This window comes from Cohaesibacter marisflavi (assembly GCF_900115225.1).
GTDB classification, from domain to species: domain Bacteria; phylum Pseudomonadota; class Alphaproteobacteria; order Rhizobiales; family Cohaesibacteraceae; genus Cohaesibacter; species Cohaesibacter marisflavi.
On record NZ_FOVR01000007.1, the window covers coordinates 133,309 to 147,574 of the forward strand.

The window sequence follows — 14,266 nt, forward strand, 5'->3', positions numbered from 1 at the left end:
GTTGGCAAGGCCTGCGGTGGATTGCGCGCTTGCCTTTCATCCGGTCAATGAGGTGCTAGTTGGAGCTTTTTTCCAGCTCCCGCACCTGATCAGCAAGAGAGAAAACTTGCGACCACGGGTCCTGTTTTGCGCTTTTGGGGTCCGGGCGTTGGTCAGACGCATCATCCGAATTTTCGTCGGAGCTGTCGTCGTCGGTGTTTGAGGCTTCAGAATTTGACGCCTCAGACGCATTCTGCAGGTTGGCTGCCGTTCTCTCGACCCTTTCGCTGATCTGGGATGCCCGGATCACTGTTGCCTTGATCGCTTCGGCCTTTACCGAGGCGGTATCTTCACTGTCATCGTTGGCGTCTGCCTTGGGAGTGGTGAACTCGGACAGGCGGCTTGCGATCTGTTTGATTTCGTCACGAAGTATCTGCTCACGCGTGGTGAGAGGGCCACTGGGTATTTCCTCTCCCTTGTTGTCTTGGAGCTGTTTTTCGAGAGCATCAAGACGTGTTGCAAGATCCTCGTTGTTGGCGAGCGCTTTATCCAGTTCGTCCTGTAGCACCTGCTTTTCCTTTTCGAGGCCATTGATGACGTTAGACAGATTTTCTCCGTCTTGCAGTTTCTGTTGGGTTTCCAGCTGCATGGCCAGATTGGCGATCTTGGCTTCTGCCTCCAGACGACGGGTTTCTGCTTCTGCCAGAAGGGTGTCGCTGTCGCTGCCTCTTTCTGACGTTTGCTGACTGGCGCGATCAAGCTGAATGGACAGCGTGTCGATTTTGCTGTCTCTGTCGGCAAGGTCGGCTTGCAAGCCATCGACTTTGTCCTGCAGAGCCGCGAGGCGTTCCTTGGTGCGGTCCAGCTCATTGGTGCGCTGCCCAAGCAGGGATTCTGTCTTGCTGCGCTCATTGGTCTGTGATGTCAGCTGGCTGGAGAGGCTTGAAATCTCGTCCCTGAGATTTTCTATGCGGGCCATCTGGGCGGCCAACTCGACCTTTTGTTCGTCGACATTGGTTTCCAGATAGTAGATTTCCTTATTGAGGTCGACCTTGTCCGTTTCCAGATTTGCGATCGCCTGTCGGGCTTCAGCCAGCAGGGCTTTCGTGTCCTGCAGTAGGTCAGAGATCTGGTCGGTTTCTGCCTTTTGATCGGCCAGCGTGCTCTTGAGGCTTTCGATTTCCTCTTCATGCTGCTCGATGGTGGTATCGCGCTTCTCGAGAGTGGCGTTGAGGCGGTCGATCTTGATGGTCTGATTGGTCAGTTCATCTTGCCGGCGGTTGGATATGACCTCTAGTCGGCGCATGTCGACGGCCATCTCGGCGCGGATATGGTCCTTCTCGGCCTGAAGCTCGTTGTAGCTTATGGGAATTTCCGCCACGAGCCTTTTTTGGGTCAAGCGGACGGCCCGGCGCCAGATCATCGGAACCACAAGCAGCATCAGCAGCAGAGTGACAAATACCCCGAGCAATATGTACATGATGATTGCGATCACGGTGTTTTTCTTCCTTGCTGGCGTGCCTTGGCAAACTTGAAATCTATGCGCCCATCAGATGGTCTTGTCAGCTTTCCAGATACAGACCGGCCAAACGGTGTGCAGCCGAAACCTCGACATTCAAACATAATCTCATATAGGCAGACAATCTGCCTTTCATGAAAAGAAAGGCTGTTATCGCCTAGATAGCAGCCAATCTTGCTTAGCGGAATTAAAAAATAGCGTGACACTGCGCTTTCTGACCGGAAATGCCGGTTGGAAAGAGCAGTGTCTATACAGTGTCTATGCAATCACAATCAAAACGGGTTCCAGGTGGCTTTGCGTGTGAATTTCAAATAGCCGATATTCACGCCCAGCCTTGCGCCTACGCCGGAGCGAATGGGAACAATGTAATATTGCTGGTCAAGGCTCAGAACGGTAACACCGAAGCCGCCAACCAGATATGCTGAGCCATTGACCCCGACCCAGCGGCGATAGAGATAGTCAACGCTGGGTAGATGATAGACCAGCATCATGGTGCGGTTGCCATCACCGCCAAAATCCCAGCCGATCGAAGGCCCCTGCCAGAAGACTTTGTGTGTACCCATATTCTTGGTGTAGAGATCGCCTTCGCCATAACGTGCGCCGGCAACGAAAGCTCCGCTACCTTCCTGGCCAAGAATGTAGCCGTTTGGCAGGCCATATTTCGAGACGGCTTTTTCAACCGCAGATGCCAGGCCGCCGGTGACAGTTCCAAAGAATTTGTGGCCAGTGGCCACGATTTCGTTCGTCGTGTAATGCTGGTTTGTCTGTGCGCGTGCTGTTGATGCGAAGACCGTCAGGGCCGCGATGGTGAACGCAAGCAAAAGCAATTCCTTGCCTTTGTTTCTCAGTTCGTTTGACCAGGCCAGATTTGCCATCATGAATATCCTTGTAATGCTGTGGCAGCTTTTCCACCGATCATCCTTCATTCTGCTTGCCATTTTTTACAGGAGTGGCCTCACTTGCAAGTGAAAATGAAAAGCTTTTGTTTACATTGATCGTTGGATGACACTTTTATTTAACGGAAAGACTCACAATCTGATTTTAACTCGAAATAAGAGCAAAAAAGTGATTGCCATTGCATCTCATCCACTGTTGCCCCTTTTTTGTGATAAAAAGGCGGATGCATTGCTTCAGAAACGAGTAATACGATGCGGGCGCTCCATGGTTGGTCGACAAGGATTTCTCTGTATGCGTCTTCTCCTTATTCTGCTTGCTCTTGTCTTTTCAGCAACGGGCATGAGTTCGACTGCAGAGGCGTCAGCGCAGTCACGCAGGATTGTGACTGATTCCCGTTCGGGCTATGCCATCTACGGGTATGACCCGGTTGCCTATTTCACGGAGCATTCGGCCGTCTTAGGCCTTAGAGAGCATGAATATGTCTGGAACGGGGTCTCGTGGATCTTCTCTACCAGAGCCAACAAAGCCGTATTCATGCAGAACCCGGATGTTTACGCGCCTCAATATGGCGGGCACGGTGCGTTGGCGATGGCCCGGGGCTATGCATCGGACAGCAACCCCAATGTCTGGGCGATTTACAGGAACCGGCTGTTTCTTTTCTATTCCTATACTGCGCGTGCGGCCTGGGCTGAGGCGGTTGACCTGCATGTGGAACGTGCCGATGGCGAATGGCCCGCGATCGAGGGCACCTTGTCGCGCTGAATTGTGTAAAAGCGTGTCTAATCTTTTCAATCTGCGTTGCTGGCTGCGTGAAAATGCGCAAGCGTCTGTGAAACAGGTCGATTGTGCGGCTTCTGGCCTTGGCAGCGGGGGGGCTAAAAGGTAATGCTTCCAATTGTGCGAAAGGTTGATTCGTATTCTAATAAATCTGCTAACCTTTGGGGTCCGTTGAGTATCAGGAACCAGAGCTGGTGTTGAACCGAGCCCAAAGCTATGCCGCTGCTTTTAGAGGGTGCAATGTCTGGTATTGATACACTGTCTTCGATGGATTTGGCCGCGCTGCTTTGCAGCCGTGTTTGTCACGATATCATCAGTCCTGTCGGGGCCGTCATCAACGGTCTGGAAGTTCTTGAAGAAGATAATGGCGAGGAGATGCAGACCTTCGCCATGGAGCTTATTACCAAGAGCGCCAGCACGGCATCTGCCAAACTTCAGTTCGCACGCCTCGCATTCGGTGCAGCAGGCTCTGCCGGGGCGGAGATCGATACCGGGGATGCAGAAAGTGTTGCGCGTGGCTATATGAACTCCGAGAAGGCTGAAATAGAGTGGGAAGGCACCCGCGTATTGATGCCGAAAAATCTGGTCAAGCTGCTGCTCAACCTGATCATGATCAGCATTTCAACCATTCCTCGCGGGGGGACCATCAAGGTATCTCATGAGGGCGATCCCAAATATCCGACCTTCAAACTGGTTTCCGAAGGCAAGAATGCCCGCATCCCGGCAAGCCTTGATCGGCTGCTGCGCGGTCGTCCGGCTGACGAACAGGGATTCACTGCCAACTCAATCCAGCCTTATTATACCGGCCTGCTTGCGCGGGAAGCCAAAATGGACCTCGCGTTTGATTGGGTTGATGACACCATCACCATTCAGGCCAAGCCGGTTCACATTCCAAGTGCCGATGAAATGATCGGTCAGGCGATCCCGAGCGAGGAGCCTTCCGAAGCTTGAGGTGATCCGTAGAGTTACTTATCGTAAACGGATAATATTCTGGACAGAACTGTATCCAGACTATTGAATTTATTCTACATTAATCAAGTATAGTCATTCATACCAAAGTCGCGAAACTTTTATAAACAGATGCCCCGAGAATTGCATCAAGTTTGAATGTTTGTGTGCTTTGCTTCAGCTTAAATTAACGCTTTGGCCCGAGACTGAAGCGGAATAACTGTCTATTCGGACCGGTTTCCGCCAAGAATCAGGGTTTTAGGCCATGGATGATCTTTTACGTGAATTTATCGAGGAAACGAATGAAAGCCTTGACGTTGTAGACGTTGAGCTTGTCAAATTTGAGCAAGAGCCAAATAATGCTCAGATCCTCGATAACATCTTTCGTCTCGTACATACTATCAAAGGGACTTGCGGTTTCTTGGGGCTTCCAAGACTAGAAAGCCTTGCGCATGCCGCCGAGACCTTGATGGGCAAGTTCCGAGACGGGGCTCCTGTGACAGGAGAAGCTGTTTCCATCATTCTTGTCTCGCTTGATCGAATTAAGGAGATCGTCGGAGAGCTGGAGGCGAATGAGGCGGAACCAGAAGGCTCTGATGATGATCTCATTGATCAGTTGGATCGCTTGTCTGGCGTAGGAAAGTGGGCCGGGCAGGGAACCTCTGTGGTGGATCAGGCCAGTGGCGGCGGCGCTGAAGCGCCCGCAGCAGACGTTGCTGAAGAAACCCCGGCAGCAGAAGCGCCATCCGAAGGCGAACCCGCTCACGAAGTTTATCAGGTTCTGGAGCGTGAGCTCAAGGCCGGTGAGGTTTCTCTGGATGAGTTGGAACGCGCTTTCCGCGAGGCCGACGGTCCAGAAGATTTCGACGTAGCCCAGAGCGCAAAGGAAGCTGCCGAAGCTGCCGTTGCCGATGCTGCTGCGCAGAAACGTCTAGGCAAGGTGCCAACGACCAAGGCTCCTGCCGAAAAGGCGCCTGTGGCCAAAAAGAAAAAAGAAGAGCCCAAAGCCGAGAAAGAGCAGAAATCGGGCGGCGGGGCACATCAGTCCATCCGCGTGAATGTCGAAACGCTCGAACATCTCATGACCATGGTTTCCGAGCTGGTGCTGACCCGCAACCAGTTGCTCGAAATCGTGCGCCGTCATGAAGATTCCGAATTCAAGGTTCCGTTGCAGCGTCTCTCCAACGTCACCGTTGAACTGCAGGAAGGGGTCATGAAGACCCGTATGCAGCCAATCGGTAACGCCTGGCAGAAACTGCCACGTATCGTTCGCGATCTGGCCAACGACCTGCACAAGGAAATCGATCTGGTCATGATCGGTCAGGATACTGAACTTGACCGCCAGGTTCTAGAACTGATCAAAGATCCCCTGACCCACATGGTCCGCAACTCTGCCGACCATGGTCTGGAGAATGGTGAAGAACGTGTTGCCATGGGCAAGCCGGCCAAGGGCACTGTGACCCTTTCCGCTTATCATGAAGGCGGGCATATCATCATCGACATTTCCGATGACGGGCGCGGTATCAACACCGAGAAGGTCAAGGAAAAGATCCTCAAGAATGAGCTTGCGACTGAAGCTGAGCTGGACAAAATGTCCGAACAGCAGATCAACAAGTTCATCTTTGCGGCTGGCTTCTCTACTGCCGAGAAAGTGACCAACGTGTCCGGTCGCGGTGTCGGCATGGACGTTGTTCGCAACAACATCGAACTGATCGGTGGGTCCGTTGATCTGAAGTCCATTCCGGGCAAGGGGTCGACCTTCTCCATCAAGATCCCACTGACGCTGGCCATCGTTTCCACATTGCTGGTCGAGGCATCGGGTGATCGTTTTGCGATCCCGCAGCTCTCCGTTGTAGAGCTGGTTCGTGTCCAGAATAATTCCGAGCACAAGATCGAACGGATCAAGGATACGCCGGTGCTGCGCTTGCGCAACAAGCTGCTGCCGCTCATCCATTTGAGCAACCTGCTTGGCATTGATAACAAGGGCGAGACCAACGATATCGAACTGGATGACAATGGCTTTATTGTCGTCATGCAGGTTGGTGCCCAGACCTTCGGCGTTGTTGTGGATGCTGTCTTCCATACTGAGGAAATCGTGGTCAAACCTATGGCGACCATGCTGCGCCACCTGACCATGTTCTCCGGTAACACCATTCTGGGTGATGGTTCCGTGATCATGATCCTTGATCCCAATGGTGTGGCTCAGGCCTTCGGTAGCCATGTTGGCACCGATGTGGAAGCCAGCACTGAAGCTGCAGAAAAAGAAGCGCTGCCAGAGGAACAGAATACTGTTTCGCTGCTCATCTTCCGCGCCGGTTCGCCAGAACCGAAAGCTGTGCCGCTTTCACTGGTCACGCGTCTGGAAGAATTCGAAATCGAACAGATCGAATTCTCCAATGGTCGCGACATGGTTCAGTATCGAGGCAGCCTGATGCCGCTGGTTCAGGTCAACGACTTCGTGCAGCGTCGCACCGAAGGATCCCAGCCGATGCTGGTCTTCTCTGATGCAGGGCGCTCCATGGGTCTGGTGGTAGATGAAATCGTCGATATTGTCGACGAACAGCTCAATATCGAGGTGTCCTCAGAAGTTCCGGGCATTCTTGGTACGGCAGTGATCAAGGGCAAGGCAACCGAGATCATCGATGTGGGGCACTTCTTGCCACAGGCTTTCGAGGACTGGTTCCATCGCAAGGAAATGAGTGACGAGGATCTTCTGACCAAGAAACTGCTGTTTGTTGATGACTCCAGCTTCTTCCGTAACATGCTCGGCCCAGTGTTGAAAGCGGCCGGTTATGAAGTGACGATTTGTTCGTCCGGTTCAGAGGCTCTGTCTGTTCTTGAGAGAGACCCGAGCTACGAGATCGTCGTATCGGATATCGAAATGCCCGAAATGAACGGCTTCGAGCTTTGCGAGGCAATCCGCCGTCAGCCAGCGACCCGCGATATTCCAATTATCGCCCTGTCATCGCTGTGCACGCCGGCTGCTATCGAGCGCGGTCGTCAGGCTGGCTTCAATGACTATGTTGCCAAGTTTGACCGTCCTGGCCTCATTGCCTCTCTGAAGGAACAACGCATTGAATTGGGAGTTGCAGCATGAGCAACCATCATATGACACCAGAGCTGGAAGATGACAGCGTCAATGAAACTATCCAGTATGTGACGATCTTCATCTCCGGCCAGCTGTTTGGCTTGCCAATCAACCGCGTTCACGACGTTTTCGTTCCCGAATCTGTTACCCGCGTTCCTCTGTCTCAGGTGGAAATTGCCGGTGTGCTGAACCTCCGTGGACGGATCGTGACGGCAATTGATATGCGCAAGCGTCTTGGTCTGCCCCCTCATGAACATGAGGGAAGCATGATGGCTATCGGAATCGAGTTCAAGGAGGAATCCTACGGCCTGATTATCGATAGCGTTGGGGAGGTTCTGGATTTGAGCGAGACGAGCCGTGAGGCCGTGCCAAGCAATCTTGATTCCCGCTGGGCTGACATTGCAGCTGGCGTGCATCGCTTGGACAGGGAACTCATGGTTATTCTCGATGTTGATCGTGTTCTGGGCGATATGGTTACAACGGGCGTTGCTGCCTAGTTGATCCCGCTCGGCGGTACCTTTGGAGACAAAGAATATGAAAACGTGTCTGGTAGTTGATGACTCCAGTGTGATCAGAAAAGTTGCTCGTCGCATTCTTGAAGATCTCGACTTCGAGATCTTCGAGGCGGAAGATGGCAAGGAAGCTCTTGAGAGCTGTGCGGCTCAAATGCCTGATGCCGTGCTGCTTGACTGGAATATGCCTGTCATGGACGGTCTGGATTTTCTTATGGAGCTTCGCAAACTGGAAGGCGGAGCAAATCCGAAGGTTATCTTCTGTACCACTGAAAATGATGTTGCGCACATAGCAAAGGCGATCCGTGCTGGGGCAAACGAGTATATTATGAAACCGTTTGACCGCGACATCGTGGAAGCCAAGCTTCAAGAAGTCGGTCTGATTTAAGTCAGTTTTCCTCTTGTGTGAGTTTTTAATATGGGTCTGATGTCCGCTGAGGCTACTGTTGCGAAATCTCCTTCACGACAAGTGAAAGTGATGGTAGTCGATGACTCTGTTGTCATTCGTGGTTTGATTAGTCGGTGGGTCAGCGAGGATCCGGCGCTTGAACTGGTTGGATCGCATCGCAATGGCCGTTTGGCTGTTGAGGATATCGCCAAGTCAAAACCTGATATCGTTGTTCTGGACATCGAAATGCCCGACATGGACGGGCTCACTGCGCTGCCTCTGCTTTTGAAAAACTACTCAAAAGCGAGAATTCTGATGGCTTCGACGCTAACCCGTCGTAACGCCGAAATCAGTTTGCGTGCGCTTTCGCTGGGCGCTACCGATTACGTGCCCAAGCCGGAATCGAACAGCCAGATCACCACATCCCGTGAATTCCGCACAGAGCTGCTGGCCAAGATCAAGGCTATTGGCGGCGCTGTTGAGGATGGCCCTGCGCAGTTTCGTGCATCGCGTGCTACGGCTGGCCGTCTAGGCGCAGCACCGACCGCACGCGCACAGCAAAGCCGACAGGCCCTTGCTGCCGATACTGCCGCTGGACGCAAGCCTGCGACTGCAACGGCTGCTTCGGCTCCAGTAGGGACTGTTGCGGGTCCAAACGGGATCATGCTGCGCAAGATGGGGTCTGCTCGCCCTCGTGCGTTGTTGATTGGCAGCTCTACTGGTGGGCCACAGGCTCTTGAAAAGCTGCTTCAGGAAATCGGGCCACAAATGCGTTCGGCGCCAATTCTGATCACCCAGCACATGCCGGCGACCTTTACGGCCATTCTAGCCGATCATTTGGCCCGGGCTTCCGGAATGCCTTCAGCGGAAGCGCAGGATGGAGAGGTGGTGCAGAACGGGCATATCTATGTTGCCCCTGGTGGCAAGCATATGGAATTGACCAAACAGGCCGGCCAGGCTGTTATCAGGCTCACCGATGGGCCGCCGGTGAATTTCTGCAAGCCAGCAGTTGATCCATTTTTCGAAAGTGCTGCTCAGGTCTATGGTGCAGCCGCTCTCGGTGTCATTCTGACCGGTATGGGCCATGATGGCGCTGCAGGCGCTCGCCACATTGTTGATGCCGGTGGCAGTATATTAGCTCAAGATGAAGCAAGCAGTGTTGTTTGGGGCATGCCAGGAGCCGCCGCACAGGCTGGTGTCTGCGCTGCCGTCATACCGCTCAATCAGATTGGCTCCAAAGTAATGCGTGTATTTAGGGGGGAGCGGACATGACGCCACAGGAATATTCTTTCTTGCAGGGCTTCTTGAAGGAAAAATCAGGGTTGGTGCTCTCGAATGACAAGCAGTATCTCATTGAGAGCCGCTTGATGCCGATCGCACGCAAGGCCGGATTGCAAACCATCAGCGAACTGATTGGCAAGCTGAAAGGGTTTGGCGATCGCACATTGCAGACGGCTGTCGTCGAAGCGATGACCACCAATGAGTCCTTCTTCTTTCGTGATAAAACACCCTTCGAGCATTTCGTTGATACGATTGTTCCGCATCTGGTTGAAACCCGTAAACGGGGCCGTGTGCGCATTTGGTGTGCTGCCGCTTCCACAGGGCAGGAACCCTATTCTCTGGCCATGAGCCTCAAGGAAAATGCGTCGAAATTGGGTGGGCTGAGCTTTGAAATCATCGCAACCGACATTTCTCACGAGGTGTTGGAAAAGGCGAAGGCCGGATTTTACAGCCAGTTTGAAGTGCAACGCGGTCTGCCTGTACAGCTGCTGTTGAAATATTTCACACAGCATGGGGAAATGTGGCAGATTGCACCGGAAATCCGGTCTATGGTTACGTACAAGCCTTTCAATTTGCTGGAGAGTTTCTCCGCCATGGGGCAATTCGATGTCATCTTTTGCCGAAATGTGCTGATCTATTTTGATCAGGCAACAAAGACAGACATCATGCAGCGGCTGGCCAAGCAAATGCCTGATGATGGCTACTTGCTTCTGGGGGCTGCCGAAACCGTAGTTGGCCTGACAGACGCCTTTCAGGCAGTGCCCGGCAAACGAGGGCTCTATTGCAACGCTCGTGGTGCAGCAGGGAAAACCGCCAGCCCGACGCAACCAAAGATTGCCGTTGGACAGAGTGCCCAAAGCAATTTTGGGTCTCGTGCCTTGGGAGCGGGGCAAACCGTTGCGAAGCCTTCCGTGTTTTCGTCCTCGAGACTGTCCAGCATACCCGGTGGACGCAAATAACCAGACGCAGCGGAAAATTCCCTTCGCTATAGAAAAAGAAACCGCTCTGATAGGCATCAGGGCGGTTTTTCTTTGTGTGATCCAAGTGGCTTCCTGGCTTTATTGGCAGGGGCCCCTAGCTTAAGCCAAAGAAACCGGAAAAGAACCAAAGTGAATAGGGACGATTGTGCCAAAGAAAAAGCCGCCCGTAAGAGGCGGCTTTTTCTAAAGAGGATGTGGATTGCAATACTGATCGATAACCCGGCATTTGGCGGCCGGGCCTAATCAGTCATCAGTGTCTTTTCAGGCGCTTTCTCTCATACCCTCTTCGTCAGGTTCGCGCAGCACATAGCCACGGCCCCATACGGTTTCGATATAGTTGCGCCCGCCGGTCGCTGTTGCGAGCTTTTTGCGCAGTTTACAGATGAACACGTCGATAATTTTCAACTCTGGTTCATCCATGCCACCATATAGATGGTTCAGGAACATCTCTTTGGTGAGGGTCGTTCCCTTGCGCAAGCTGAGAAGCTCAAGCATCTGGTATTCTTTGCCTGTCAGATGAACGCGCTGGCCTTCCACTTCGACAGTCTTGGTGTCGAGGTTTACGGTCAACTCGCCAGTCGTGATAACAGACTGTGCATGGCCCTTCGAGCGTCTTACGATCGCATGAATACGGGCTACCAGCTCATCCTTGTGGAATGGCTTGGTCATATAGTCATCTGCACCGAAGCCTAGCCCACGAACCTTGTCCTCAATGCCGGCCAGACCGGAAAGGATAAGAATCGGAGTTTTCACCTTGGAAACGCGCAGAGTACGAAGTACCTCGTAACCGCTCATATCCGGCAGGTTCAAGTCCAGTAGAATAATGTCGTAGTCGTACAGCTTACCAAGGTCAATGCCTTCTTCACCGAGATCGGTTGTGTAGACATTGAAGCTTTCAGACTTAAGCATCAACTCGATGCTCTGTGCTGTGGCGCCGTCGTCTTCAATTAGCAAAACGCGCATGCCAATCCTCTTTGTTTGCCTATTCTGGGCTCGGAGCAATCTGCAGGGTCGCAGCCGACAAGAACCAAATTTTTAACCCAGATTCCGAGGCTAGTACATAATGGTTAACAAATACTGATTCCACTGCGCAAGCCTGACGTTGGAACTTCACAAAGAAAAGTGATATCCCATTGAATCCTAGGAAAATTGTTCCCAGTACCAGACGTAAAGTTTCACATTAAGAAAAATTATTAAGTGATACTCTGTATCTGGCGTTGTCGGTTTTGACCTACTAGGAAGAATTTCCCTAGCAAACCCACTAGAGATAATAATTAACCAATCGGGTAAACGAATCATTACCATGGAAAAGAATTATTAAAGGCTTGGCAATGGTACAGGAACTGATCAGTAAACTGGAGGACATAAACCCGCGGCATTCCTTTGGCCGGGTTGCGTCGATTCAGGGCCATCTGGTGGAAGTGGTGGGGCCGCTCTTCGAAATGAGCGTGGGCTCCATGTTGCATATCCATGTGGATGGACGCGAGCCGATCAAATGTGAAGTGGTGGGGTTTTCCTCAGATCGGGCTCTCTGTCTGCCCTATTCGGAGTTGGATGGGATTCGCCTGGGTAGCCGGGCAGAGTTGCATGGGCCAGCGGTCGTGCGTCCGACGAAAGGCTGGCTGGGGCGCATGATCAATGCCTTTGGCGAGCCGATTGATGGCAAGGGGCCTTTGGGGCGCGGGCATGACACCGTATCCCTGCGCGGAAAGCCTCCAGCTGCGCACAAGCGCATGCGCGTAGGTGGCCCTATGGATCTTGGGGTGCGGGCACTCAACACCTTTGTCACGCTTTGTGAGGGCCAGCGCATGGGTATCTTTGCCGGCTCGGGTGTTGGTAAGTCGGTTTTGCTCTCGATGTTGGCACGCAATGCCAGTTCCGAGGTCAATATTATCGGCCTGATCGGTGAACGTGGACGTGAGGTGCAGGAATTTGTCGAGGATGATCTGGGCGAAGAGGGCCTCAAACGCTCGATCGTTGTGGTTGCCACGTCAGATGAAATGGCGTTGATGCGCAGACAAGCGGCCTATCTGACGCTGGCTCTTTCCGAGTTTTTCCGCAAACAGGGCAAACAGGTTCTCTGCATGATGGATTCGGTGACACGCTTTGCCCAGGCACAGCGCGAAATCGGTCTGGCGGCCGGTGAACCTCCGACTTCCAAGGGATATACCCCCACAGTTTTCGCAGAATTGCCTAAATTGTTGGAAAGAGCGGGGCCGGGCGAAAAAAATGAGGGTGCCGTTACAGGTCTTTTTACTGTTTTGGTGGAAGGTGATAATCACAATGAGCCCGTAGCGGATGCTGTTCGTGGTATTCTGGATGGACATATCGTTATGGAAAGGGCCATTGCTGAGAGGGGAAGGTACCCGGCGATAAACATTTTGAAATCTGTTTCGCGTACTCTCCCCAAGGCTGCCGATCCGGCCTTCTGGCCTGATGTGCTCAAGGCTCGGCAATTTATGGCGACCTATTCGGATATGGAAGAGTTGATCCGGTTGGGAGCCTATAAACAGGGAAGCGATCCAAATGTGGATTTGGCTATCGCTCTTCATGAACCACTGGAAACCTTCCTGACGCAAAACAAGGGGGAGGCCACCAGCATCGAAGAGGGATACCAAGCGTTACAGTCCATTTTGGGAACGCAGACCGCAACGGGTAATTCGGGGCTTTAAGGAGTATTGAGTAATGAAGTCGCGTGAAAGTCTTATTCGCCTGAAACGGTTTCAAGTCGATGAGAAACGTCGTCAGGTCGGGCAGATTGAACTGATGGTCACTGAGTTCGAAGGCATGATCCGTGATCTCGATGCGCAAATTGCGTTCGAGGAGGAAAAGGCCGGCATCAGTGATATCGCTCACTTTGCTTATCCAACCTTCGCGAAAGCTGCTATTCAACGCAAGGAAAACCTTCAGGTTTCGATCGATGACCTCAACGAACAGCTGGAACGGGCGCAGGACCAACTGCGTGAAGCTGTCGCTGAGATGAAAAAGGTCGAAATGCTTGAAGAGCGCGATCATCATCGTGAGCAGGCCGCCAGAGATCAGGCCGAGCAGGATGAACTTGATGATTTTGCGATGATTGGCCATCGCCGCGGGCACTAGTCCTGACGAATCTGGTTTCAGGAGCTTTGGGCCCGCTTTCTGTCGGGCTCGTGCGCTCTTGTATACTCCTTTTCGGATTTGCCACCATCCATTGGCAAATCCGAACCCTATTTGTGACTTTGTCACATATGGGCCTTTCGAGCGGTGGTCTCTTGCCGGGATATCGGGTAAAGCTGTTGCTGCATTGATCACATAAGCAGCAGTTTTCTAATGGCAAAAATCGCTCTTTTCTTCGTTAGCCAGGATGGCCAGACGAACAAAATCGCCCACACGCTTTCCAGTCATCTTACCAGTTCAGCCCATCGGGTCACTCTGTTTGATCTCAGGGACACTGCTGTGTCAGCCTCTGATATCGAGGAGGCTGATCTGGTGATTGTGCTTGCAGCAATCCGTTATGGCTTCCATCTCAAGCCTGCGGAGCGCTTTCTTTCGACATATGGGGATAAGCTGTGCAAGAAACCGCTTGTCATGCTGTCGGTCAATCTTACGGCCCGCAAACCACATAAGCGGACCATTGAGCATAGCGTCTATTTGCAGAAATGGCTCAAGCGCCATCCGCTTGAACCGCGAATCGTGCGGGCCATCGCCGGAAAACTTGATTATCCCAGCTATCGCTTTTTTGATCGCTTCATGATCCAGCTGATTATGCGGATCACCAAGGGGCCGACCGATCCGAGCGTGACGGTCGAGTTTACAGACTGGGATCAGGTAAAAGAGCTGGCCGAAGAGATCTCCCAGCTTGTATAAGGGAATTTGAGTGCAGGAGCCTCGGGTGCATTTCGCGCGTTTAAAGCTTCA

13 protein-coding genes are annotated in these 14,266 nt (G+C 52.6%); 10 read left to right on the plus strand and 3 right to left on the minus strand.

All coding sequences use genetic code 11. The features are described from left to right. Positions 1-55: 55 nt before the first annotated feature. Both BM258_RS14215 and BM258_RS14220 read right to left on the minus strand, forming a co-directional pair. Positions 56-1,474, minus strand: coding sequence for a coiled-coil domain-containing protein (locus BM258_RS14215; protein ID WP_090073361.1), 1,419 nt, complete (start codon positions 1,472-1,474; stop codon positions 56-58). A gap of 296 nt (positions 1,475-1,770) precedes the next feature. Further along, positions 1,771-2,376, minus strand: coding sequence for a DUF1134 domain-containing protein (locus BM258_RS14220; RefSeq protein ID WP_090073363.1), 606 nt, complete (start codon positions 2,374-2,376; stop codon positions 1,771-1,773). Positions 2,377-2,686: 310 nt separating this feature from the next. Between BM258_RS14220 and BM258_RS14225 the strand changes: the two genes are divergently transcribed. The 7 genes from BM258_RS14225 to BM258_RS14255 all read left to right on the plus strand — a co-directional run bounded on the left by BM258_RS14225 (position 2,687) and on the right by BM258_RS14255 (position 10,348). Continuing rightward, a complete protein-coding gene (locus BM258_RS14225; protein WP_090073364.1) occupies positions 2,687-3,157 on the plus strand; it encodes a YHS domain-containing (seleno)protein in 471 nt (156 codons plus the stop codon). Positions 3,158-3,412: 255 nt separating this feature from the next. Beyond that, positions 3,413-4,123 (plus strand): histidine phosphotransferase ChpT, encoded by a 711-nt coding sequence (gene chpT, locus BM258_RS14230; RefSeq protein ID WP_090073511.1) that lies wholly within the window; start codon positions 3,413-3,415, stop codon positions 4,121-4,123. 262 nt (positions 4,124-4,385) lie between these two features. Continuing rightward, positions 4,386-7,217, plus strand: a complete 2,832-nt coding sequence (locus BM258_RS14235) for a hybrid sensor histidine kinase/response regulator (RefSeq protein ID WP_090073366.1) — start codon at positions 4,386-4,388, stop codon at positions 7,215-7,217. Further along, positions 7,214-7,705, plus strand: a complete 492-nt coding sequence (locus BM258_RS14240; RefSeq protein WP_090073368.1) for a chemotaxis protein CheW — start codon at positions 7,214-7,216, stop codon at positions 7,703-7,705. Before BM258_RS14235 ends, BM258_RS14240 begins: the two co-directional genes overlap by 4 nt. A gap of 37 nt (positions 7,706-7,742) precedes the next feature. After that, positions 7,743-8,108 (plus strand): response regulator, encoded by a 366-nt coding sequence (locus BM258_RS14245; RefSeq protein ID WP_090073369.1) that lies wholly within the window; start codon positions 7,743-7,745, stop codon positions 8,106-8,108. A 30-nt stretch (positions 8,109-8,138) separates the two neighbouring features. Next, positions 8,139-9,380 (plus strand): protein-glutamate methylesterase/protein-glutamine glutaminase, encoded by a 1,242-nt coding sequence (locus BM258_RS14250; RefSeq protein ID WP_175528078.1) that lies wholly within the window; start codon positions 8,139-8,141, stop codon positions 9,378-9,380. Next, positions 9,377-10,348, plus strand: a complete 972-nt coding sequence (locus tag BM258_RS14255; RefSeq protein ID WP_090073373.1) for a CheR family methyltransferase — start codon at positions 9,377-9,379, stop codon at positions 10,346-10,348. The genes BM258_RS14250 and BM258_RS14255 overlap by 4 nt, the downstream gene beginning before the upstream one ends. A 282-nt stretch (positions 10,349-10,630) precedes the next feature. Here BM258_RS14255 and ctrA read toward each other — a convergent pair whose 3' ends face one another. Continuing rightward, positions 10,631-11,332, minus strand: coding sequence for a response regulator transcription factor CtrA (gene ctrA / locus BM258_RS14260; protein ID WP_090073375.1), 702 nt, complete (start codon positions 11,330-11,332; stop codon positions 10,631-10,633). Between the two features lie 368 nt (positions 11,333-11,700). Between ctrA and fliI the strand changes: the two genes are divergently transcribed. The 3 genes from fliI to hemG all read left to right on the plus strand — a co-directional run bounded on the left by fliI (position 11,701) and on the right by hemG (position 14,215). Then, positions 11,701-13,041, plus strand: a complete 1,341-nt coding sequence (gene fliI / locus BM258_RS14265; protein ID WP_090073377.1) for a flagellar protein export ATPase FliI — start codon at positions 11,701-11,703, stop codon at positions 13,039-13,041. A 13-nt stretch (positions 13,042-13,054) separates the two neighbouring features. Next, a complete protein-coding gene (gene fliJ / locus BM258_RS14270) occupies positions 13,055-13,468 on the plus strand; it encodes a flagellar export protein FliJ (protein WP_090073380.1) in 414 nt (137 codons plus the stop codon). A 210-nt stretch (positions 13,469-13,678) separates the two neighbouring features. Beyond that, on the plus strand, positions 13,679-14,215 hold the full coding sequence (gene hemG, locus BM258_RS14275; RefSeq protein WP_090073381.1) for a menaquinone-dependent protoporphyrinogen IX dehydrogenase: 537 nt from the start codon (positions 13,679-13,681) through the stop codon (positions 14,213-14,215). Positions 14,216-14,266: the final 51 nt, after the last annotated feature.